Origin of the sequence: Caulobacter endophyticus, assembly GCF_029543245.1 — a bacterium.
GTDB classification, from domain to species: Bacteria; Pseudomonadota; Alphaproteobacteria; order Caulobacterales; family Caulobacteraceae; genus Caulobacter; species Caulobacter endophyticus_A.
In genome coordinates this window covers 37,605-60,074 of sequence record NZ_JARQWV010000027.1, presented here as the reverse complement: position 1 = coordinate 60,074, position 22,470 = coordinate 37,605, and the positions used below count along the sequence as shown (strand labels likewise).

The window sequence follows — 22,470 nt, the reverse complement described above, 5'->3', positions numbered from 1 at the left end:
TTTAAGGCTCCAGGGGAGCCGAAGGGTCTGGTCGTATCTGAAGGCGCCGCTTATCCTCCCCCGGACGGGAACCTCCAAGTCCCCGCTCGATTTTTTCGACATCCGTTCCTATCTCGAAGGGCCATGACGCAGCTTTTTCCGGGACCGATCGCTCGGACGCCCGGCCTGACCGAGCTGGACGCCCGCGCCCGCGACATCTTCCGCCGGGTGGTCGAGGGCTATCTGGAGACCGGCGAGCCGGTAGGTTCGCGCACCCTCTCGAAGGGCGGCGTGCAGCTGTCGCCGGCCTCGATCCGCAACACCATGCAGGACCTGGCGCAGCTTGGGCTGCTGGACGCCCCGCACACCAGCGCCGGGCGGATGCCCACGCACGCGGGCCTTAGGATGTTCGTCGACGGCTTTCTGGAGGTCGGCGACGTCGGCGAGGACGAGCGGCGCGAGATCGAAAGCCGCCTCTATGCCAAGGGCCGCACCTTCGAAGAGGCGCTGAGCGAGGCCTCGGCCATACTGTCGGGCCTGGCCGGCGGGGCCGGCATCGTCGTCACGCCCGTCCGTGAGGGCGGTGTCAAGCACGTGGAGTTCGTGGCGCTGGGCGGCGGCCAGACCCTGGCGGTGATGGTCTTCGAGGACGGCACGGTCGAGAACCGGCTGATGCGCGGCGGGGCGGGACTGACGCCCTCGGCCTTCCAGGAGGCCTCGAACTTCCTCAACGCCCGCCTGCGCGGCCGCACCCTGACCGAGGCCAAGGACGAGATCCGCACCGAGCTGGAGACCGCCCGCCGGCAGCTGGACGAGACCGCCGCGCGCCTGGTGGAGGACGGCCTGGCCGCCTGGGGCGGCGGGGAGGGGGCCGAGCGGGCCCTGATCGTGCGCGGCCGCGCCAACCTGCTGGCCGACGCCTCGGCCCGCGAGGACCTGGAGCGGGTGCGCCAGCTGTTCGACGACCTGGAGCAGAAGGGCCAGCTGATCGGCCTGCTCGACGACGTGCGCGACGCCGAGGGCGTGCGCATCTTCATCGGGGCCGAGACGCGACTCTTTTCGCTTTCGGGTTCCTCCGTGATCGCGGCGCCCTATATGACGGGGCGACAGAAGGTGCTGGGCGCGATCGGCGTGATCGGGCCCACGCGTTTGAACTATGCCCGGGTGATCCCGCTGGTGGACTATACCGCCCGCGTGCTCGGCCGGATGATCGATGGATGAGGACTGTTTGGATATGACCGACGAGCAAACGCCGGCCGAAGACGTCGCTTTCGAAGCCGAGGACCTGACCCAGGAAATCGAGGCCCTGAAGGCCGAGATCGCCGCGATGAAGGACCAGGCCCTGCGCTATGCGGCCGAGGCCGAGAACGTCAAGCGCCGCGCCGAGCGCGAGATGAACGACGCCCGCGCCTACGCCATCCAGAAGTTCGCCCGCGACTTGCTGGGCGCGGCCGACAACCTGTCGCGCGCCACCGCGGCCAGCCCGCGCGATTCGCAGGATGCGGCGGTGAAGAACTTCATCGTCGGCGTCGAGATGACCGAGAAGGAACTGCAGGCGGCCTTCGAGCGCAACGGCCTCAAGAAGGTCGACCCGACCAAGGGCGAGAAGTTCGACCCCCACCTGCATCAGGCGGTGATGGAGCAGCCCTCGGACGAAGTCGCCGCCGGCGGCGTCGTCGCCGTGCTGCAGGTTGGCTACGAACTGCTGGGCCGCCTCGTGCGCCCGGCCATGGTCGCCGTCGCCGCCAAGGGCTCCACCGGCCCGGCCCCGGCCGAACCGGCCGCCGCCGCGGCCAACCCGTACGCGGCCTCCGGCGAAGACGCCGGCGGGACGGCGTTCGACACCAAGGCTTGAGCCTCCTGATCCTTCTCCCCTTGCGGGAGAAGGTGTCGGCGAAAGCCGACGGATGAGGGGTCTCTCAGACATGAAACGCCGCGGGGGCTGAACGGCCTTCGCGGCGTTTTCTATGGTGCGACCCCTCACCCGACCCGCTTCGCGGGCCACCCTCTCCCGCAAGGGGAGAGGGGAGGCTCTAAGCCTTCACCTTGCTCCACACCCGCTCATGCAGGTTGAACGCCACCGTCTGGACCATCGGTTCGACGATGCCCACGGCCAGGGCCACGCGCCAGTCGCGGGTCAGGGCGTAGGCGACGGCGATGGCCACCGTCAGGTGCATGGTGGCGTAGGTGGCGGTCTTGATGGCGAGGCGCATGGCGCGATCTCTTGTTGCGACTGATTATCAATATAAGAAATTGACTTGACCCTGCAAGGGTTGCGAACGGGATTCGCCCACCGCCGGATGCGCCAAAAGGGCGCGCAGGGCTCTTCCCTGTCGGCCCGATTACGGTAATGTCCGTGGTCCATTGACGACGGGGCCGTTGCGCGAGGGGGATTCTCTTGATCGACCAGGCCCCGTGTCCAGCTTGGACCGAGAAATGAAGCTTACCATCGAGCGGGCGGCGCTGCTGAAGGCGCTGGGTCACGTGCAGAGCGTCGTCGAACGCCGCAACACCATCCCGATCCTGTCCAACATCCTGCTGTCGGCGGATCGCGACACCCTCTCGTTCTCGGCCACCGATCTGGACATGGAGATCATCGACGAGGGCCTGGCCCAGATCGACGTGCCCGGCCAGATCACCGCCCCGGCCCACACCTTGTACGAGATCGTCCGCAAGCTGCCGGACGGTTCGGACGTGTCCCTGAACTTCTCGGGCGATGACCCGCGCCTGGTGATTCAGACCGGCCGCTCGCGCTTCAACCTGCCGGTGCTGCCGGCCGGCGACTTCCCGGTCATGAGCAACGAGGGCCTGTCGGGCCGCATCGCCGTCGACGTCAACGAGCTGATGCGCCTGATCGACAAGACGCGCTTCGCCATCTCGACCGAAGAGACCCGCTACTATCTGAACGGCCTCTACCTGCACACGGTCAACGAGGGCGGCGAGACCAAGCTGCGCGCCGTGGCCACCGACGGCCACCGCCTGGCCCTGGCCGAGATGCCGGCGCCGGAAGGCTCGGCCGGCCTGCCGGGCGTGATCGTGCCGCGCAAGACCATCGCCGAGGCCCGTCGCCTGCTGGAAGACGCCGGCGAGTCGATCGACCTGCAGGTCTCGCCCCAGAAGGTCCGCTTCGAGTTCGGCCGCGCCGCCCTGACCTCCAAGGTCATCGACGGCTCGTTCCCCGACTACATGCGCGTGATCCCCAAGGACAACGCCAAGATCCTGACGCTGGACAACGACCTGTTCGCCAAGGCCGTCGACCGCGTGGCCACCATCTCGGCCGAGAAGAGCCGCTCGGTGAAGCTGGCCATTGAGCCGGGCCGCATCACCCTGACCGTCCGCAACATGGAAGCCGGCCAGGCCGTGGAAGAGGTCGAGGTCGACTACGACGGCGAGCCCTTCGAAATCGGCTTCAACGCCCGCTACCTGCTCGACGTCTGCGGCCAGATCGGCGGCCCGCAGGCCGAGTTCCGCTTCGCCGACCCGGCGTCGCCCACCCTGGTGGTCGACCCGACCGATCCGGGCGTGAAGTACGTGCTGATGCCGCTGCGGGTTTAAGTCCGCATATTTTCCGACTGTCCCCGCGAAGGCGGGGACCCAAGCTGACTTGAGCCTCCTGGCGCCGCGCCCCTCCTAGCCTCGGCTTGGATCCCCGCCTTCGCGGGGATGAACGGTGGAGGGGGCGGTTCCCGGAGGCGCCCTCGTGAAATCCCGACTGCTTGTCCTGACCGCCGCCCTGGCGCTGTCGACCTCGACCCTCGCCCTCGCTCAGGGCCCCGCCCCCGTCGAGCGTCGCGAGATCGGCAACCAGATCCTCGAGAACGTGCCGACAGCCGATCCGGCGATCCGGGCGAGCCTTGCGCGCTATCAGAACGCCCGCAGCGCCAGCTTCCAGGACTGGGCGCCGGGCGGCGCGATGCTGATCGTCACGCGTTTCGGCAACACCAACCAGATCCACCAGGTGGCCGCCCCGGGCGCCGACCGCAGCCAGCTGACCTTCCACGACGAGCCGGTCAGCGGCGTCCACACCCTGCCCGGCGGCGACATCCTGTTCTCCAAGGACACCGGCGGTGACGAGTGGTTCCAGCTGTTCGTGCGCGACGCCTCTGGCAAGGAAGTCCAGCTGACCGAAGCGGGCACCCGCAACCAGTCACCGGCCTGGTCGGGCGACGGCAAGGTGCTGGTCTGGAGCCGCGCGACCAAGGGCTCGGCCAACTACGACGTCGTGATGCGCGATCCCTCGGCCCCCGACGGTCGCAAGGTGATCTTCAAGGGCGAGGGCCAGGTCTCGCCGATCGACGTCTCGCCCGACGGCAAGACCGTGCTCCTGGGCCGCTATTTCTCGATCGGCGAGAGCAAGCGCTGGCTGCTGGACGTGGCCACCGGCAAGACCACCGAGCTGAACCCCGTGAAGGGCAAGGTCTCGTATGACGGCGGCCTGTTCACGCCGGACGGCAAGTCGCTGCTGATGCTGTCGGACGAGGGCTCGGACTTCATGCGCCTGGTCGAGTTCGACCTGGCGACCGGCAAGAAGCATCTGGTCTCGGGCGAGCGCCCTTGGGACGTCGAGGACTTCAAGCTGTCGAAGGACGGCCGGGTCCTGGCCTATGTGGTCAACGAGGACGGCTATTCGAAGCTGGTGGTGCAGGACTTCCGCACCCGCCGCGCCCTGCCGCAGCCTCAGCTTCCGGGCGGCGTGGTCTCAAACCTCGCCTTCTCGGAGGACGGCTCGAAGATCGGCTTCAGCCTGGCAACGCCCACGGCGGCCAGCGACGCCTGGAGCTTTGACCTGGCCAGCGGTCAGGTGACCCGCTGGACGGCTTCGGAACTGGGCGGCCTGGACGCCAAGGCGCTGGTCAGCCCCGAGCTGGTGCGCTTCCCGTCGTTCGACAAGCGCTCGATCCCGGCCTTCGTCTACAAGCCCAAGCTGGCCGCGGGCCAGAAGGCGCCGGTGATCATCGACATCCACGGCGGCCCGGAAGGCCAGTCGCGACCGGTGTTCAATCCGTTCCATCAGCACACCACGGCCGAGCTGGGGGCTGCGGTGATCGTCACCAATGTTCGTGGCTCGTCGGGCTACGGCAAGACGTTCCTCAATCTCGACAACGCCGAGAAGCGCGAGGACTCGGTCAAGGACATCGGCGCGCTGCTGGACTGGATCAAGACGCAGCCGGACCTCGATCCGAACCGCGTCGTCGTCTACGGCCAGTCCTACGGCGGCTACATGTCGCTGGCGGTGATGACCCACTATTCCGACCGCCTGGCCGGCGGGGTCGAGCGCTACGGCATCAGCAACTTCGTCTCGTTCCTGCAGAACACCGAGGCCTATCGCCGGGATCTCCGCCGGGCCGAATATGGCGACGAGCGTGACCCCAAGATGCTGAAGGCCTTCGAGACGATCTCGCCGCTGAACAACGTTGGCAAGATCACCAAGCCGATGCTGGTCATGCAGGGTTGGAACGACCCGCGGGTCCCGAAGTCGGAGTCCGACCAGGTGGTCGAGAAGCTGCGCGAGAAGGGCGTCGAGACCTGGTACGTCCAGTTCAAGGACGAGGGCCACGGCTTCGCCAAGAAGATCAACAACGACCGCCGCCGCGAGGTCGAGACCCAGTTCCTGCAGAAGGTGCTGGGGACCGGCGCGGCTCAGTGAGTTCGCGGGGCGGTCCCGCCGGCCTGCTGCGCGAGGACCGCTTCGACGACCTCTTCGAGCGGATGCTGACCCTGTGGGCGGCGATCGACTTTTCGGACTGCGCGACCTGGTTCGAGCGCTCGGAGACGGTCGCCAGCGCCTTCGCCTCGCTGGAGGGGGCGGTCGACCTGGCGGCCATGAACTCCGCCGTGCACCGGGCGATCGCCGTCGATGCGCCGTTCGAGGTTCCGGTGCGCGAGCTGGTCGATCGCGCTGTGGCCCGCGAGGTGTTCGAGGTCGAGATGCGCCGCGTGCTGCTGGGCGCGGCGGGCGTCTGGCGCCTGACCGAGGTGGAGGTCGCGCGGGGGTATTTCGGGTAGGGGATTCGTGCTCCTGACCTCTGGGTCACCGCCCCCACAATCGCCTTCCTCGCCCCTGTGGCGAGGATCCATCGTTCAGCCTGCTCAGACCTTTCGAGCTCGGGCGCCGTCTGAGCAGCGGCCGCCATGGGCCCTCGCCACAAGGGCGAGGGAGGCGGAACTCTTGAGGCGAGCGCTGTTGAAGGCGCGTCGCCACCCGACGGCTCTTGCCCCTCGCCGCTGGCTCATGCCAACGTCCGTTTCATAAGAAAACGGGAGGCGCCGCCATGGCCAAGATCAGCTACATGACCGTCGGTTCGAACCGGCTGGAGGAGGCCAAGGCCTTCTACGACGCCCTGCTGGGCTCGATCGGCATGAAGCCCCTGTTCGAGCATCCGTCCGGCGGACGGCTCTATCGCGGCAAGGGCGTGGGCATGTTCGGGGTGCTGGGCCCCTATGACGGCAATCCGGCCTGCATCGGCAACGGCATGATGGGCGGCTTCGACTTCGAAACCCGTGAGGAGGTCGACGCCTTCCACGCCAAGGCCATCGAACTGGGCGGGGCCTGCGAGGGCGCGCCGGGCGAGCGCATGCCCAAGGCCTACTTCGCCTATTTCCGCGACCTCGACGGCAACAAGCTGTGCGCCTACCGGCTGGGGGAATAGGTCCACAAAATACTCCCGTCATTCCCGCCCTTGTGGCGGGAACCCCTCTGTCAGCCGCAAGGGCGGAGGGGGCGGCGTGCTCGGCGCGCCGCTTTCACTTCACGTGCGAGCGGAACCAGGGTTTCCCGCCACAAGGGCGGGAATGACGGGAAGTAAGGGCGGGGCGTCTCTCTGCTGGGGGCGGTTCTTTTTTCCGCCCATATCCGGGCGTAGCGCGGCGGTGTCGCTTTTCTCTGCTGGAGACACCCATGCGCCTGGCCTGGGATCGTATCGCCGTCGTGCTGGTCAGCGCCGGGGCCTGGGCCATGGTGCTGCTGGCCGGGCCGCATCTGATGCACGGCCTGCGCAGCGCTCCGCGCCTCCTGGCCCACGCCGGGGCGGGGCGTCGCTGGCAGGGCTGACACCGGTCCAGCCAAGGCGTGACGCCGCCCGCGACGTGGCTTACAGAGACGCCCATGGCGTCCGCCACCATCGCCCGCCTGCGGCTCACCGACTTCCGATCCTACGAGCGCGCCGATCTTTCGACCGGCGGGCGCAGCGTCTACCTGTTCGGGCCCAACGGCTCGGGCAAGACCAACCTGCTGGAAGCCGTCAGCCTGCTGTCGCCGGGCAAGGGCCTTAGGGGATCGAGCCTGGCCGAGGTGGGCCGCCGCCTGCCGGGCGAGGCCGTCGGTCGGGCCTGGGCCGTGGCCGCCGAGATCGAACAGGCCGACGGCGAGGCGCTGAAGGTCGGCACGGGCACCGAATTGGCCGGGGCCTCGCGCCGCATCGTCCGCATCGAGGGCGAGACCGTCGCCCCGGGCCGCCTGGCCGACCACGTGCGGCCCATGTGGCTGACCCCCGCCCAGGACCGCCTGTTCCTCGAGGCCGCCTCGGAGCGGCGCAAGTTCTTCGACCGGCTGGTGTTCGCCGCCGAGCCGGCCCACGCCAGCCACGCCAACGCCTATGACAAGGCCCAGCGCGAGCGCATGCGCCTGCTGTCCGACGCCGCCGACGGGGGGGCACCGGCCGATCCGGCTTGGCTGACCGTGCTGGAGGCCCGCCTGGCGGCCGCCGGGGCGCTGATGGCGCAGGCTCGGGCCCGCACGCTCATCGCCCTGCAGGCCGAGATCGACGGCCGCGGCGACCGGCCGTTTCCGCAGGCCCGCCTGACCCTGACCGGGGCCTGGGAACTGATGGCCCTGGATGGGACGCCGGCCGCCGAAATCGAGCTTCAGCTGGCCCAGGCGCTGGCCGCCGCGCGGCCGCGCGACGGCGCCGCGGGCAGGGCCTTGACAGGCCCGCACCGGGGCGATCTGGCGGTGTTCCACGTCGACAAGGACCGTCCGGCCTCGGAATGCTCCACCGGCGAGCAAAAAGCGCTGATTTTGAACCTGGTTTTGGCCCAGGCGGCGAGACTTTCGCGTGCGGAATCCGCGCCGAATCCTATAGTGTTGCTCGACGAAGTCGCCGCGCATCTCGACCTCACCCGGCGAGCCGCTCTGGCCGACGAACTCACGGCGCTCAAGCTCCAGGCCTTCCTCACCGGCACGGACGAGTCGCTGTTCGACCATCTCAAGGGTCGGGCGTTGGGCGTTCGCGTCAGCGAGGCCGGCCTGACCCCCATTGAGTCTACGGCTCTGGAAGACGAATGACCGAGAATACCGAAGGCCAAGTTCCCGAAGCGCCCGAAGAAGCCGTCGCCGGCGAGTACGGCGCCGACTCGATCAAGGTCCTCAAGGGCCTCGACGCGGTGCGCAAGCGTCCGGGCATGTACATCGGCGACACCGATGACGGTTCGGGCCTGCACCACATGGTCTACGAGGTGGTCGACAACGCCATCGACGAAGCCCTGGCCGGCCACGCCACCAAGGTTCAGGTGATCCTCAACGCCGACGGTTCGGTGACGGTCACCGACGACGGTCGCGGCATCCCCACCGACATCCACGAGGGCGAAGGCGTCTCGGCGGCCGAGGTCATCATGACCCAGCTGCACGCCGGCGGTAAGTTCGACCAGAACAGCTACAAGGTCTCGGGCGGCCTGCACGGCGTGGGCGTCTCGGTCGTCAACGCGCTGTCGGACTGGCTGGAGCTGCTGATCCATCGCAACGGCAAGGTCCACCAGATGCGCTTCGAGCGCGGCGACGCGGTGACCTCGCTGAAGGAGACCGGCGTCTCCCCCGTGCGCGAGGACGGCCCCAAGGCCGGCGAAACCCTGACGGGCACGGAAGTCACCTTCTTCCCGTCGAAGGACACCTTCGCCTTCATCGAGTTCGACCGGAAGACCCTGGAGCACCGCCTGCGCGAGCTGGCGTTCCTGAACTCGGGCGTGACCATCTGGTTCAAGGACCATCGCGACGCCGAGCCGTGGGAAGAGAAGCTCTATTTCGAGGGCGGCATCGAAGCCTTCGTGCGCCACCTCGACAAGGCCAAGACCCCGCTGCTGAAAGTGCCGATCACGGTGCGCGGCCGTAAGGACAAGGTCGAGCTCGACCTCGCCATGTGGTGGAACGACAGCTACCACGAGCACATGCTGTGCTTCACCAACAACATCCCGCAGCGGGATGGGGGCACGCACCTTTCGGCCTTCCGCGGCGCCCTGACCCGGGTGATCACCGCCTACGCCGAGAGCAGCGGCATCCTGAAGAAGGAAAAGGTCAATCTGGGCGGCGAAGACAGCCGCGAAGGCCTGACCTGCGTGCTGTCGGTCAAGGTGCCGGACCCCAAGTTCAGCTCGCAGACCAAGGACAAGCTGGTCTCGTCGGAAGTGCGCCCCGCCGTCGAAAGCATGGTCGCCGAGGGCCTCTCGACCTGGTTCGAGGAGCACCCGAACGAAGCCAAGCAGATCGTCAGCAAGATCGCCGAGGCCGCCGCGGCCCGCGAAGCCGCCCGCAAGGCGCGCGAACTGACCCGCCGCAAGAGCGCGCTGGACATCACCAGCCTCCCCGGCAAGCTGGCCGACTGCTCGGAACGCGACCCGGCCAAGTCTGAAATCTTCATCGTCGAGGGTGACTCGGCCGGCGGCTCGGCCAAGCAGGCCCGCAACCGCGACAACCAGGCCGTCCTGCCGCTGCGCGGCAAGATCCTGAACGTCGAGCGGGCGCGCTTCGACAAGATGCTGTCGTCCGACCAGATCGGCACGCTGATCACGGCGCTGGGCGCCGGCATCGGCCGCGACGACTTCAACCCGGACAAGGTGCGCTACCACAAGATCGTGCTGATGACCGACGCCGACGTCGACGGCGCCCACATCCGCACCCTGCTGCTGACCTTCTTCTACCGGCAGATGCCGCAGTTGATCGAGCGCGGCTACATCTACATCGCCCAGCCGCCGCTCTACAAAGCCAGCAAGGGCAAGTCGTCGCGCTATCTCAAGGACGACACCGAGATGGACGCCTTCCTGGTGGACGAGGGCGTCGACGGCGCCGAGCTCGACCTGTCGTCGGGCGAGCGCCTGATCGGCCAGGACCTCCTGGCCCTGGTGCAGCTGGCCCGCTCTGCCAAGGGCAATATCGACCGCCTGGCGGCCCGCGCCCCGGCCTCGGCCATCGAGCAGGCGGCCCTGGCCGGCCTGCTGGGCGAGAACCCCAACGCCGCCGCCGCCGCCGCGCGCCTCGACCTCTACAACGAGGAGGGCGACGGTCCCTGGAGCGGCGAGCGCGCCGACACCGGCTTCGTGTTCAGCCGCGTGCGTCGCGGCGTGTCCGAGCGCATCGTGCTCGACGACGTGCTGCTGCACGCCGCCGACGCCCGTCGCCTGGCCGAACGCGGCGTCAAGCTGGCCGAGGTGTTCGCCAAGCCGGCGATCTTCCGCCGCAAGGACAAGTCCAGCACCATCCGGGGTCCGCTCGACCTGGTGCAGACCGTGCTCGACGCCGGCCGCAAGGGCCTGACCATCCAGCGCTACAAGGGCCTGGGCGAGATGAACCCCGAGCAGCTGTGGGAAACCACGCTGGACGTCGACGCCCGCACCCTGCTGCAGGTCAAGGTCAACCACGCCGACGACGCCGACGACATGTTCAGCCGCCTGATGGGCGATCTGGTCGAACCGCGCCGCGAGTTCATCCAGGAAAACGCCCTGGACGCCGAAGTCGACGTCTGACGACGCTTCGCCCTTGTGGGCGAGCGATGTTCTGTGAAACCCTCCCCGGTTGAGCGACCTGGGAGGGTTTTTCATGTCGGTTTCGGTGTTGGCGGCCGCGATGCTGGCGCTGTCGGTTCCGCAGGGGGCGGCCCAGCCGCCGGCGGTCGAGGAGGTCGAGGTCTCGCCCAAGGGCGTGGATCCCTATCCGGACTTCGTGCGACGGGCCACGCCCCTGACGCCGGCGGGCAAGGTGATGAGCTGGGCCGCGCCGCTGTGCCCCTATGTGGCCGGCGGGCGGACCGAGGAGAACCGCTACCTGCATGACCGTATCAGCCAGGTCGCCCGCGAGGCCGGGGTGCGGATGGCGGCCAAGGGCTGCCGGCCCAACCTCACCGTCGTGCTGGCCGACGAGCCGGAAAAACTGGTGCGCAAGGCCAGGTCGGCCGGAAAGTTCTGGGTCGACCGCGAGCGGCCGCTGAGCTTCGAGCGCTACGCCACCACCGACCGTCCGGTGCGGGTGTGGACCAATTTCGCCGAGGTGGAGGTGATGCGGGGAGCGGTCAGCGCCGACGGCCTGGGCAATGACCTCCTGATGTACACCACCAGCAGCGCCGGCTCGCGCGTGCGCACCTCGGTGGTCGGGGTGATCCAGGATCAGTTCGTCGTGGTCGACCGCCGACGGATGGGCGGGCGCAAGCTGGCCGGCCTCGCCGACTACGTCGCCCTGGCCGGCGTGGCCTCGGCCCGCGCCGACCGTGACTACGCCGGCTTCAACACCGTGCTGAACCTCTTCACAGAGGAGGGCCGGGCCGACGCCTCGCCGATGGATCGCGCCTATCTGCGCGGCCTGCAGGCGGTGAAGCCCGACTCGCCCGGGGGCTCCCAGATCGGCCAGGTCGTCACGGCGATGCGCGCCGCGCGCGACGGCAAGGCCGGCCGCTAGTCCGCCGGCGGGATGTCGGCCTTGGTGGGGCGGAAGATCTCGAACATGGCGGCGGGGTCCACCGCGACATAGTCGCCCCGGCCGCCCCAGCGCAGGATCGGCTGCCCGGCGGGGGCGTCATAGATGCGATCGGGCCTGATGAGGCGGCGGTCGATATGTACGGCCACGACCTCGCCGAAGGTCATCCAGGTCTCGACAGCCTCGCCAGCCGCCGTGGTCAGCTGGAACGACTGGGTGACGCGGCACTCGAAGTTCACCGGGCTTTCCAGCACGCGAGGCGCGGCGATCAGGCTGCTGTCGACCGGCGTCAGGCCGGCCAGCGCGAACTCGTCCTGGCCGGGCGCGGCGGGGGCCGAGGTCATGTTCATCGCTTCCGCCAGCTCGCGCGTGGCCAGGTTCCAGCAGAACACGCCGGTGGCCTGGACGTTGGCGATGGTGTCCTTCCAGCCCGTCGAGGCGAAGCCGACGATCGGCGGGGTGTAGTTGAAGGCGTTGAAGAAGCTGTAGGGGGCGAGGTTGCGCCGCCCCTCCGCGTCCACGCTCGAGATCCAGCCGATCGGGCGCGGGCCGACGATGGAATTGAACGGATCGTGGGCCAGGCCGTGGCCGTCGCGGGGGTGGTAGACATAGGCGTCGGCTGCGGCCATGCGGGGGCTCCAGGGTGGAGCCGTGCAGGTAGGAACGGGGGAGGGGCTTTTGAACCCTCTCCCCTTGCGGGAGAGGGTGGCCTCCCGGAGGGAGGCCGGGTGAGGGGTCTCTCAGAACTGGCCGCGCGACCCCTCATCCGTCGGCTATCGCCGCCACCTTCTCCCACAAGGGGAGAAGGAAAATCAGCTCCACCCGCCTCCCAGCGCCTTGTAGATGGCCACGACGTCGGTGTTCACGCCGGTCTCGGCCACGGTGAGCGAATCCTCGGCCGCCAGCAGGGTGCGTTCGGCGTCGAGCAGGATGAGGAAGTCGATGCCGCCTTCCTTGTACTGGATACGGGCCAGCTCGGCGGCGCGGCGCGAGGCGGCGGCCTGGTCGGCCAGGCTTTTGAGCCGGGCCTGGCGCTGGGCGTAGGAGACCAGCGCCGTCTCCAGGTCTTCGATCGCCGCCAGCACGGTCTGGTCGTAGGCCGCCAGGGCCGCGTCGTTGCGGGCTTCCGCCGCCTTCAGCCGCGCGCGGGCGCCGCCCAGGTCGAGAGCCGGCCAGCTGACGGCGGGAGCGACCGACCAGGCCTGGCTGGCGCTGTTGCCGAAGCCCGACGAGGTGCCCGACAGGAAGCCGACGAAGCCGGTCACCCGCACGCGCGGGAAGAGGTCGGCGGTGGCCACCCCGACCTTGGCGGTCTGGGCCGCCAGCCGTCGCTCGGCCGCCTGCACGTCGGGGCGGCGGCGCAGGAAGTCGGACGCATCGCCGATCGGCAGGGCGGCGACCAGCGGCGCCGGCTCTTCGGCGCGGGGCGCGAGCTGGGCGTCCAGCGCGCCGGGGCGCTGGCCGGTCAGCACGGCCAGGCGATAGTTGGCGCGGGTGGCGGCGGTGACCAGGTCGGGGATCGTGCCTTCCGTGGCGTTGAGGCGCGCCTCGGCGCTGGCCACGTCGATCGCCCCGCCGGCCCCGGCCTCGAACCGCACGCGGGTCAGGCGCAGGGTGTCGCGCTGGGTCTCGAGGTTGCGGCGGGCCACGGCCAGCCGGGCCTGGGCGCCGCGCAGTTCCAGGTAGTTGCGGGCCACCTCGGCGGCGATGCTCACCTGCACGTCGCGCAGGTCGGCCTGGGCGGCGCCGGCCTCGGCGCTGGCGGCCTGCACGCCGCGGCGCACGCGGCCGAAGAGGTCGATCTCCCAGGCCGCGTCGAGGCCGGCGCGATAGCTCTCGACCTCGACCCGCTGGTCGGAGAAGCCGGGCTGCTGCTGCTTGGTGTCGGTATAGCCGCCCGAGGCGGTGACGCGCGGGATCTGGTCCAGGCGCGCGTCCTTGAACAGGGCGCGGGCCTCGTCGACGCGGGCCACGGCGACCTTGAGGTCGAGATTGGCGGCCAGGGCCTGGGTGACGAGGGCGTCCAGCGTCGGGTCGTTGAAAGCCTTCCACCACTGGGCCTCGGGGTTGGCGGCGGTGGAGGCGACGGCGGGGGTCGCATTCTGGAGCGCGACGGGGGCGGTGGCCGGGGCCTTGTAGGTCGGGCCGACGGCGCAGGCCGTGGCCAGCAGCGAGGCGCCGGCGATCAGGGCTGTGCGAAGGAGGGTCATGGGAGCCTCGGAAGTCTCCCTTCCCCCTCGATGGGGGAAGGGTCGGGGATGGGGGTGACAGCATTTCAGGATGGGGAGCCGGCCGACGCCGCTTCACCCCCCACCCCTGACCCCTCCCCCATCGAGGGGGAGGGGAGGAGATGGGCGGCGTCAGTGCGCCTGCGCCTCCACCGCCGGGGCCGCGGGGGCGGTCGCCAGCGACTTGCGGCCCGAGAGCCGGCGGATGACGTAGTAGAACACCGGCGTCAGGATCAGGCCGAAGACGGTCACGCCCAGCATGCCGGCGAACACCGCCACGCCCATGGCCCGGCGCATCTCGGCCCCGGCCCCGTGCGACACCACCAGCGGCCAGACGCCCATGATGAAGGCGATCGAGGTCATCAGGATGGGACGCAGGCGCAGGCGGCAGGCTTCGAGCACCGCCTGGAGCGGCGTGTCGCCTTCGATCTCGCGTTCGCGGGCGAACTCGACGATCAGGATGGCGTTCTTGCACGCCAGCCCCACCAGCACGATCAGACCGATCTGGGTGAAGATGTTGTTGTCGCCGCCGGCGACCAGCACGCCGGCCAGCGCCGACAGCAGGGTCATCGGAACGATCAGGATCACCACCAGCGGCAGGCTCCAGCTTTCGTACTGGGCGACCAGCACGAGGAAGGCCAGCAGCACGCACAGCGGGAAGATGTAGATCGCCGTGTTGCCGGCCAGGATCTGCTGGTAGGTCAGCTCGGTCCATTCGAAGCCCATGCCCGGCGGCAGCTCGCGGGCGGCGAGCTCCTCCAGGGCCTTCTGGGCCTGGCCGGTCGAGAAGCCCGGCGCGGGGCCGCCGTTGATCTCGGCGGTCAGCATGCCGTTGTAGTGGCTCTCCCGGTCGGGACCGGTGGCTTCGTGGAAGCTGACGAAGGCGCCCAGCGGGATCATCTGGCCGTCGCCGTTGCGGGTCTGCAGGCGCAGCATCTGTTCGGGCTGCAGGCGGAAGTTCTGCTCGGCCTGCACGTTGACCTCGTACGTCCGCCCGAAGCGGTTGAAGTCGTTGACGTACAGCGAGCCCAGATAGACCTGCATGGTCTCGAACAGGTCGGTCAGCGACACGCCCTGGGCGCGGGCCTTCTCGCGGTCGATGTCGGCCTGGATCTTGGGCACGCTGACCTGGTAGCTGGAGAAGACGCCGGCCAGGGCCGGATCCTTCTGCGCCTTGGCGATCAGGTTCTGGGTCTCCTTGTAGAGGGCGTCCGAACCCAGGCCCGCCTTGTCGACGATCTGCATGCGGAAGCCGCCGATGGTGCCCAGGCCCTGGACGGCCGGGGGCGGGAAGACCGCGATCTGGGCGTCGGGGATAGCCGCGAACTTCTGGTTCAGGGCCGCCACGATGGCGCCGGCCTGGACGTCCTTGCCGCGCCGCTCCTTGAAGTCCGACAGCGGGAAGAAGATCGCGCCGGAGTTGGGGCTGTTGATCAGGCCGTTGACCGACAGGCCGGGGAAGGCCACGGCGTGCTCGACGCCGGGGGTCTTCATGGCGATGTCGGTCATCTGCCGGATGACGGCCTCGGTGCGGTCCAGCGAGGCGGCGTCGGGCAGCTGCACGACGGCCACCACATAGGCCTTGTCCTGCTGGGGCACGAAGCCGGTCGGGGTGCGGGCGAAGGCCAGCCCCGTCAGCAGCAGCAGGCCGGCATAGACCGCCAGGGCGACCGGCGAGCGGCCCAGCGTGCGGGACACGCCGCGCACATAGCCGTTGGAGGCCTTGGCGAAGAAGCGGTTGAAGGGCGTGAACAGCCAGCCCAGGGCCTTGTCGATCAGCTTCTGGAAGCGGTCCTTGGGCGCATGGTGCGACTTCAGGAGCACGGCGGCCAGGGCCGGCGACAGGGTCAGGGAGTTGATGGCCGAGATGATCGTCGAGATGGCGATCGTCAGGGCGAACTGGCGGTAGAACTGGCCCGACAGGCCGGTGATGAAGGCCGTGGGGATGAACACCGCGCACAGCACCAGGGCCACGGCGATGATCGGTCCGGTGACCTCGCTCATCGCCTTGCGTGTGGCGGCGGCGGGCTCCAGGCCGTTGGCGATGTGGCGCTCGACGTTCTCGACCACGACGATGGCGTCGTCGACGACGATGCCGATGGCCAGCACCAGGCCGAACAGGGTCAGGGCGTTGAGGCCAAAGCCCAGCAGCAGCATGATCGCGAAGGTGCCGATCAGTGAGACGGGCACGGCCAGCAGCGGGATCACCGAGGCGCGCCAGCCCTGCAGGAAGATCACCACCACGATCACGACCAGGATGATGGCCTCGATCAGGGTGTGGACCACCGAGTTGATCGATTCCTGCACGAAGGCGGTGGTGTCGTAGACGATCTCGTAGTCGACGCCCTCAGGGAAGTCCTTCTTCAGCTCCTCCATCGTCTTCTTGACGTCGGTGGCCATCTGCAGGGCGTTGGAGCCGGGGCGCTGGAAGATCGGCACGGCCACGGCCGACTTGTTGTCGAGCAGGGAACGCAGGGCGTAGTTGTTGGCGCCCAGCTCCACGCGGGCCACGTCGCCCAGGCGGGTGATCTGGCCGTCGGCGCCGGCGCGGATGATGACGTTCCGGAACTGCTCCTCGTCGGTCAGGCGGCCGGGGGCGTTGATCGACAGCTGGAAGTCGGCGGCGTTGTTCGACGAGGGCGGGGCGCCCAACTGGCCGGCGGCCACCTGGACGTTCTGCTCGCGCAGGGCCCGCACGACGTCGCCGGCGGTCATGCCGAGCGCCGCGACCTTTTCCGGGTCGAGCCAGACGCGCATCGAATAGCTGCCCGCGCCGAAGATCTGCACGTCGCCCACGCCGTCGACCCGCTTGAGGCGGTCGCGCACGTTCAGCTGCGCGTAGTTGCTGAGGTACAGCATGTCGTAGCGGTTGTTGGGCGAGATCATGTGCACGACCAGGGTCAGGTCGGGCGAGGCCTTGTCGGTGGTGACGCCGATGCGCTGCACCTCCTGGGGCAGTTTCGGCAGGGCCTGGGCGACGCGGTTCTGCACCTGCACCTGGGCCTTATCGAGGTCGGTGCCCAGGGCGAAGGTCACGGTCAGCACCATCGCGCCGTCTGCGGCCGACTGCGAGGACTGGTAGATCATCCCCTCGACGCCGTTGATGGCCTGTTCGAGCGGGGCGGCGACCGTCTCGCCGATCACCGACGGGTTGGCGCCCGGATAGGCCGCGCGCACGACGACCGTCGGCGGCACCACTTCGGGGTACTCGCTGATCGGCAGGTTGGGCAGGGCCACGAGGCCTGCGATGAAGATGACGATGGACAGCACGGCGGCGAACCGCGGTCGTCCGACGAAGAATTTTGCGAAATTCATGGGGAGGCGTCCGGCGAGGGGAGGGACGTAAGAAGCTGTTCCCTCCCCCTTGATGGGGGAGGGCTAGGGTGGGGGTGTCTGCGGCGGTGGGGCTGGCGCCTTGTCCTGACGCGCTGTCACCCCCATCCCCGGCCCTTCCCCCATGGAGGGGGAAGGGAGGGAAATCAGTTCTGGCTCGTGCTCGTAGCCACGGCGGCCACCTTCTGCGGGCCGGCTTCCAGCTGGCCGAGGTCGGCGGCTTCCGTCTTCACCGCCACCGGGGCGACGGTGTCGCCGGGCTTCACCTTCTGCAGGCCGCCGACGATAACCCGGTCGCCGGGCTTGAGGCCCTGGCGGACGACGCGCAGGTTGCCGGCCAGCGGGCCCACCTCGACCGGCCGGTACTGGGCCTTGTTGGCCCGGTCGACGACGATCACGTAGCGTTTGCCAAGATCGGTCGCGATGGCGCGGTCGGGGGTCAGGGCGACGGTCTGGGCCGAGGCGCTGACCAGGCGGATGCGGGCGAACAGGCCCGGCGTGAACTTGCCGTCGGCGTTGGCGAAGATCGCCCGGCCGCTGATCGTGCCGCTCTTGGCGTCGAGCGCGTTGTCGATGAACGACAGCTTGCCTTCGTGCGGATAACCGTCCTCGGTCATCAGGCCCATATAGACCGGGCTTTCCTTGCCGCGCTCGGCGGCGGCGTATTTCAGGAAGGTCTGCTCGTCGGCGCTGAAGGCCGCATAGATGGGCGCGTCCGAGACCACCGTGGTCAGCATGTCGGCCTGGGTGACCAGGTTGCCGCGGGTGATGCGGGCCTTGGAGACGCGGCCGTCGATCGGCGAGACCACGCGGGTCCATTCCAGGTTCAGGCGGGCGGTCTGCAGGGCGGCCTGGGCGGCGGCGAGGTTGGCCTGGGCGGCCTTTTCTTCCGAGGCAAGGCGGTCGAATTCGCTGCGGGCGAGAGCATTCTGGTCGATCAGCCGCTGGCCGCGCTCGCGGTTGACGACGGCCAGGTCGAGGCCGGCCTTGGCGCGGGCCACCTCGGCGCCGGCGCGGGCGGCCTCGGCCTGGAACGGGCGCGGGTCGATCTCGAACAGCACCTGGCCCTTGCGGACATAGGCGCCTTCGGCAAAGCGCACGGCGTTCACATAGCCGCCGACCCGAGGACGGATGTCGACGGTGTCGACCGCCTCGAGGCGGCCGGTGAAGTCGTCCCACTGGCGCAGCGACTTGAAGGCCACGTCGGCGACGGTGACCTGCACGGCGGGGGCGGGGCCCTGTTCGGGCTTGGCCTGGGCGCTGCAGGCGGTAAGGACCGCCAGCGCGGCGAGGCCGGCGAAGGTGTTGATGGCTTGGCGCATCGGAAGACCTGTCGAAAGAGACACCCGGGGGAGCGGGCGGACGGGGAGGAGAAGCGGGTACGCTTGGGGAACTATTCCCAGGTCGGCGGACGGTAGGGCCGCGACGACCGGGTGCGGGGCTTGGGCGCGGCGGCCTTGCCGATCCAGCGCTGGATCGAACGGCCGTGGCGCGCGGCGCTGGCCAGCCACCCGGAGGAGCAGGCCGTGGCGGCTTCGGGGGCGGCGGTGATGTCGCTCGCGTTCGGCATGGCTTGCGCTCCGTTCAAGGGGTAAGAGGGGGAGAAATGTCGCAGGGTCTGTTGCTTGACTTGGCTCGGCGGAATGACGATTTAGGATGTGACGATACCGTTCGGTATCACTCCCTGGCGGAGAGATACTGACCGGTAACTCTCACGTCAAGGCGAGGTGCTGCGAAAATGGCTGCGAGAAAATCTGGGGAGGTCGGCTCGGGGGAGCTGGGAGTCGGGACGGCGTGCGCGCCGGACGGCCCGCCGGCGTCCAAGAGGCCCGCCCGCGACCGGATCTTCGAGACGGCCCGCGAGCTCTTCTACCAGCACGGCATCCGGGCCGTCGGCGTCGAGGCCATCGCGGCCGAGGCCGAGGCCACCAAGATGACGCTGTACCGGAACTTCCCGTCGAAGGACGAACTGGTCGCCGAGGTGCTGCGCGAGCAGGAGCGCGAGTACTGGGCCTGGTGGGACGGCGTCACGGCCATGTGCTGCAGCGACCCGCGCGGCCAGCTGGAGGCGATCTTCGACGCCTTCGAGACCAAGGCCTGCGACATGAACGTCCACGGCTGCCCGCTGGCCAACGCCGCCATCGAGCTGCACGAGGAGAACCATCCGGCCCAGCAGGTGTCGGTGAACTACAAGCGCTCGCTGCACGGCCGGCTGGTCGACCTGTGCCGCCGCGCGGGCGCGGCCGACGACGAACTGGCCGACGCCCTGATGCTCTTGATGGAGGGCTCCTACACCGCCCGCGTCACCCTCGGCGCCGACGGTCCGGCCCGCTCGGTCGCCCGCGCCGCCCGCAGCCTGATCCGCGTGCACCTGGGCGAGCGGTAGAAAAAATCCTCCCCCTCCTGGGGGAGGTGGCCCGGAGGGCCGGAGGGGGGACGTTTTCAGCCTCCGTGGAGTTGGACGATTTCAGCCGATTCCCTATCCGTCGCCTGCGGCGACACCTCTCCCTTCCGGGAGAGGGTCTTCAGCCCACGATCTTGGCCGCCAGCCCCCGAGCCCCGGCCACAGCATCGGCCCAGGTGATTTCGAACCCGGCGTCGTCGCCATAGTAGGGATCGGCTACGGCCTCTCCGGCCCGGCCATCCACGTGATCCAGCAGCAGGCTGAGCCGCGCCCGGCTTCCAGCTGGCGCCAGGCGCTTCAGGTTGCGCAGATTGTCCAGATCCAGCGCCACCACGTGGTCGAAGCGCTCGAAGTCGGCCGCCGTCACCTGCCGCGCCGCATAATGGCCGATCTCCACCCCATGCCGCCGCGCCGTCGCCTGCGCCCGCCGATCCGGCGGATCGCCCGCGTGCCAGCCGCCGGTCCCGGCCGAATCCACCACGACATCCAGCCCCAGGCGCTGCGCCTCCAGCCGAAACGCGGCCTCGGCCAGCGGCGAGCGACAGATGTTGCCCAGGCAGACGAAAAGTACGGAAACGGTCATGCCCCAGCGCTACGGCCAAACCCGCCGCGCCGACAACCCGGAATTTTCAGGAGTTTCTTCAAGCAGAAGAAGAATGGCGCGCCCGGAACGATTCGAACGTCCGACCCTCAGATTCGTAGAATGTTCGCACCCATACTAAGGGCTACGACGGGGTACGACTACTTGAATTTTTGAGCGAAATACGCCATTGTAATTAAACGAGATTTCGCACTCTTGCGGACATTATCGCAGGCGTCGCCTCGAAAACTCCGAGAAGGCACTTCCCCCGACTAAGTCCCGACTAAAGTCATTGGTGCGAGCATGGCGTCCCTTCAACTCCTCCTCACCGACAAGGCCGTCGCCCGGCTTCCGTATGCCGAAGCCGGTCAGTACGTGGTCCGCGACAGCGAGCTGGCGGGTTTCCTTTTGAAGGTCGGCAAGCGCCGGAAAACCTTCATGGCCGAAGGCGAGCACTGGAAGCATGGGGTTCGGGAATTTCGGGCGCAGACCAAGCTTGGCGAGTTCGGCGAGCTGACCAGCCGTGACGCTCGCGGCAAGGCCAAGGACGTCTTGGGCCAGATCGCGCGCGGCGAGCGTCCTGGCGGGGAGGCCCGGCCCAAGGCCCAGGCGATCACGCTGCGGGGCGCCTGGCAAAACTACCTCGATCGCCACCTGGTCCGGAAAGGCCGCGACGCCGGCACGATCGCCAACTACCGCGACCACGTCGAACGGCTGCTGGCGGACTGGCTCGACCTCCCGCTTGCTCGTCTGGGCGAAACGCCGACCTTGGTGGTGGAGCGTCATGAGCGGCTTAGCGAGCTGAACGGCCCTTACATCGCCAACGGAGCCATGCGGAGCCTGCGGGCGATCTATAACCACGCTCTCAAGACCAACCCCGACCTTCCCGGCGTCAACCCCGTCAAGGCGATCGACTGGAACGTCGAGGTCCGTCGCGACACCGGCATGGGAGACCAGGATCTCGGCGGTTGGCTGCGCCAGGCCTTCGCGCTGGAGAGCCCGATCCGCCGCGAGTATCACCTGCTCGTTCTGCTGTCGGGCTCACGGCCGACGGCGCTCAAGAAGGTCCGCATCGAGCATATCGATCTGCGCCGCCGCATCCTCCACATCCCCCGCCCCAAGGGCGGGCCGAAGAAGGCGTTCGATATCCCGCTATCGCGAGCGATGGTTCGATGCGTGGTGCGCGCCATGCGCTGGGGGCGGCTGCTCTATCCGGAGCAGGCGGAGACTTGGCTGTTCCCGGCCGACAGCGCCGCGGGCCATCTGGTCGAGCACAAGGAAAAGCGCTCGGTTCTATCGAAGTGGGGCAACGACCTGCGCCAGACCTTCCGGACCATCGCCCAGGTCGCGGAGGTCTCGGAGTTGGACGCTCACCTTCTGATGAACCACTCCCTGCCCGGTGTGAACACCGGCTACATCACCCGCGATCGGCTGCTGTCGGGTCATCTGCGCCGGCAGCAGGAGCGGATATCGCGGGTGGTCTGCCAGAGAGCCGCGAGCGCGGAGGCCGATATCAAGTGCTGGATCAGCGGCGCGGCCAAGCTGACGGTGCAGGCGTCATTGGTCAGCGCGGCGCCGGAGCAATGGAGCGCGGCGGCTTAGGGAGGCGGAGGCCGTGCGCTCCGCCTCCTCATCGCTGAGCTGCTAGGTCTTGGCCCGGCCCTTCGCGGCGGCCTTGGGCTTGGCGGCCGGCTTGGCCGACTTGCGACCGCTCTGACCTAGGCCAAGGGCCTTGGCCATGGCGCTGCGGGCCTCGCTGTAGCTCGGCGCCGTCGTCGGGTAGTCCTGCGGCAGACCGTAGCGAGCCTTGTACTCGGCGATGGTGAGGCCCTGGGTCGTCAGGTGGCGCTTGAGCGTCTTGTAGGCCTTGCCGTCGATAAAGCTGATCAATGCGTCCGGCGTGACGCTCTTGCGGATCTGGGCGGCGGTAGGCTTGGTAACTTCCACTGCTTCGGCTTCAACCGGCGCGCCAGCGCCGGCCAGGGCGTCGTGAATGCTGCGGACGAGCGCGGGAATATCGGCGACGCCGATGGCGTTATTGCCAACATAGGCGGCGACCACCTCGGCAGTCAGCGCGACCAATTGCTTGTCTTGTTCAGCCACGGGGTCCCCTTCACGCGGAATCAACACCGGCTGACGCTCGCACCATTCCGCCTCGACCGAAAGAACTACTGTCCGGACCTTGTCCGACATTGCGGCTTAAGCCGCACGCCAAGCCCCTGCCGGCCACACGACAGGCGGTCAAGGGTGGCCGAAGGCCATCGCCGCAGGC

The 22,470-nt window shown here is 68.8% G+C and carries 19 protein-coding genes and 1 pseudogene; 12 read left to right on the top strand and 8 right to left on the bottom strand.

Annotation, left to right across the window (positions count from 1 at the left end; all coding sequences use genetic code 11):
* Positions 1 to 123 precede the first annotated feature (123 nt).
* Positions 124 to 1,200, top strand: coding sequence for a heat-inducible transcriptional repressor HrcA (gene hrcA, locus P7A99_RS21465; protein WP_277795781.1), 1,077 nt, complete (start codon positions 124 to 126; stop codon positions 1,198 to 1,200).
* 13 nt (positions 1,201 to 1,213) lie between these two features.
* Positions 1,214 to 1,834, top strand: a complete 621-nt coding sequence (grpE, locus tag P7A99_RS21460; protein ID WP_277795780.1) for a nucleotide exchange factor GrpE — start codon at positions 1,214 to 1,216, stop codon at positions 1,832 to 1,834.
* Positions 1,835 to 2,024: 190 nt separating this feature from the next.
* On the opposite strand, the pseudogene P7A99_RS21455 reads toward grpE, so the two are convergent.
* Positions 2,025 to 2,192: pseudogene (locus P7A99_RS21455) on the bottom strand (DUF2061 domain-containing protein); the annotation flags it as partial.
* Between the two features lie 223 nt (positions 2,193 to 2,415).
* On the opposite strand from P7A99_RS21455, the gene dnaN reads away from it, so the two are divergent.
* The 8 genes from dnaN (at position 2,416) to P7A99_RS21415 (ending at position 11,635) form a co-directional block, all read left to right on the top strand.
* Positions 2,416 to 3,534, top strand: a complete 1,119-nt coding sequence (gene dnaN / locus P7A99_RS21450; RefSeq protein ID WP_058348952.1) for a DNA polymerase III subunit beta — start codon at positions 2,416 to 2,418, stop codon at positions 3,532 to 3,534.
* 145 nt (positions 3,535 to 3,679) lie between these two features.
* Positions 3,680 to 5,626, top strand: coding sequence for a S9 family peptidase (locus tag P7A99_RS21445; protein ID WP_277795779.1), 1,947 nt, complete (start codon positions 3,680 to 3,682; stop codon positions 5,624 to 5,626).
* Positions 5,623 to 5,985: a hypothetical protein gene (locus P7A99_RS21440; protein WP_277795778.1), complete on the top strand. Its 363-nt coding sequence runs from the start codon at positions 5,623 to 5,625 to the stop codon at positions 5,983 to 5,985. Before P7A99_RS21445 ends, P7A99_RS21440 begins: the two co-directional genes overlap by 4 nt.
* Before the next feature lie 266 nt (positions 5,986 to 6,251).
* Positions 6,252 to 6,629 (top strand): VOC family protein, encoded by a 378-nt coding sequence (locus P7A99_RS21435; protein ID WP_277795777.1) that lies wholly within the window; start codon positions 6,252 to 6,254, stop codon positions 6,627 to 6,629.
* 248 nt (positions 6,630 to 6,877) lie between these two features.
* Positions 6,878 to 7,030, top strand: a complete 153-nt coding sequence (locus P7A99_RS21430) for a hypothetical protein (protein ID WP_277795776.1) — start codon at positions 6,878 to 6,880, stop codon at positions 7,028 to 7,030.
* A 54-nt stretch (positions 7,031 to 7,084) separates the two neighbouring features.
* Positions 7,085 to 8,263, top strand: a complete 1,179-nt coding sequence (gene recF, locus P7A99_RS21425) for a DNA replication/repair protein RecF (protein WP_277795775.1) — start codon at positions 7,085 to 7,087, stop codon at positions 8,261 to 8,263.
* A complete protein-coding gene (gene gyrB, locus P7A99_RS21420; protein ID WP_277795774.1) occupies positions 8,260 to 10,710 on the top strand; it encodes a DNA topoisomerase (ATP-hydrolyzing) subunit B in 2,451 nt (816 codons plus the stop codon). The genes recF and gyrB overlap by 4 nt, the downstream gene beginning before the upstream one ends.
* Positions 10,711 to 10,783: 73 nt before the next feature.
* Positions 10,784 to 11,635: a hypothetical protein gene (locus P7A99_RS21415; protein ID WP_277795773.1), complete on the top strand. Its 852-nt coding sequence runs from the start codon at positions 10,784 to 10,786 to the stop codon at positions 11,633 to 11,635.
* Here the strand turns inward: P7A99_RS21415 and P7A99_RS21410 are convergent.
* From P7A99_RS21410 to P7A99_RS21390, 5 genes are all read right to left on the bottom strand, one after another.
* Positions 11,632 to 12,282 carry a flavin reductase family protein gene (locus P7A99_RS21410; protein WP_277795772.1) on the bottom strand — a complete coding sequence of 217 codons (651 nt, stop codon included), beginning with the start codon at positions 12,280 to 12,282 and terminating at the stop codon, positions 11,632 to 11,634. The two genes, P7A99_RS21415 and P7A99_RS21410, sit on opposite strands and share 4 nt — an antisense overlap.
* 183 nt (positions 12,283 to 12,465) lie before the next feature.
* A complete protein-coding gene (locus P7A99_RS21405) occupies positions 12,466 to 13,863 on the bottom strand; it encodes an efflux transporter outer membrane subunit (protein ID WP_277795771.1) in 1,398 nt (465 codons plus the stop codon).
* 150 nt (positions 13,864 to 14,013) lie between these two features.
* A complete protein-coding gene (locus P7A99_RS21400) occupies positions 14,014 to 17,196 on the bottom strand; it encodes an efflux RND transporter permease subunit (RefSeq protein ID WP_277795770.1) in 3,183 nt (1,060 codons plus the stop codon).
* Positions 17,197 to 17,360: 164 nt separating this feature from the next.
* Positions 17,361 to 18,536: an efflux RND transporter periplasmic adaptor subunit gene (locus P7A99_RS21395; protein ID WP_277795769.1), complete on the bottom strand. Its 1,176-nt coding sequence runs from the start codon at positions 18,534 to 18,536 to the stop codon at positions 17,361 to 17,363.
* A gap of 71 nt (positions 18,537 to 18,607) precedes the next feature.
* Positions 18,608 to 18,784 carry a hypothetical protein gene (locus P7A99_RS21390; protein ID WP_277795768.1) on the bottom strand — a complete coding sequence of 59 codons (177 nt, stop codon included), beginning with the start codon at positions 18,782 to 18,784 and terminating at the stop codon, positions 18,608 to 18,610.
* A 168-nt stretch (positions 18,785 to 18,952) separates the two neighbouring features.
* On the opposite strand from P7A99_RS21390, the gene P7A99_RS21385 reads away from it, so the two are divergent.
* A complete protein-coding gene (locus P7A99_RS21385; protein WP_277795767.1) occupies positions 18,953 to 19,600 on the top strand; it encodes a TetR/AcrR family transcriptional regulator in 648 nt (215 codons plus the stop codon).
* Positions 19,601 to 19,739: 139 nt separating this feature from the next.
* On the opposite strand, the gene P7A99_RS21380 is transcribed toward P7A99_RS21385, so the two are convergent.
* Entirely contained in the window at positions 19,740 to 20,201 is a 462-nt protein-coding gene (locus P7A99_RS21380) for a low molecular weight protein-tyrosine-phosphatase (protein WP_277795766.1), read from the bottom strand.
* Between the two features lie 300 nt (positions 20,202 to 20,501).
* Between P7A99_RS21380 and P7A99_RS21375 the strand changes: the two genes are divergently transcribed.
* Entirely contained in the window at positions 20,502 to 21,800 is a 1,299-nt protein-coding gene (locus P7A99_RS21375; protein WP_277795765.1) for an integrase arm-type DNA-binding domain-containing protein, read from the top strand.
* Between the two features lie 42 nt (positions 21,801 to 21,842).
* Here P7A99_RS21375 and P7A99_RS21370 read toward each other — a convergent pair whose 3' ends face one another.
* Positions 21,843 to 22,391: a MucR family transcriptional regulator gene (locus P7A99_RS21370; RefSeq protein ID WP_277795764.1), complete on the bottom strand. Its 549-nt coding sequence runs from the start codon at positions 22,389 to 22,391 to the stop codon at positions 21,843 to 21,845.
* Positions 22,392 to 22,470 lie beyond the last annotated feature (79 nt).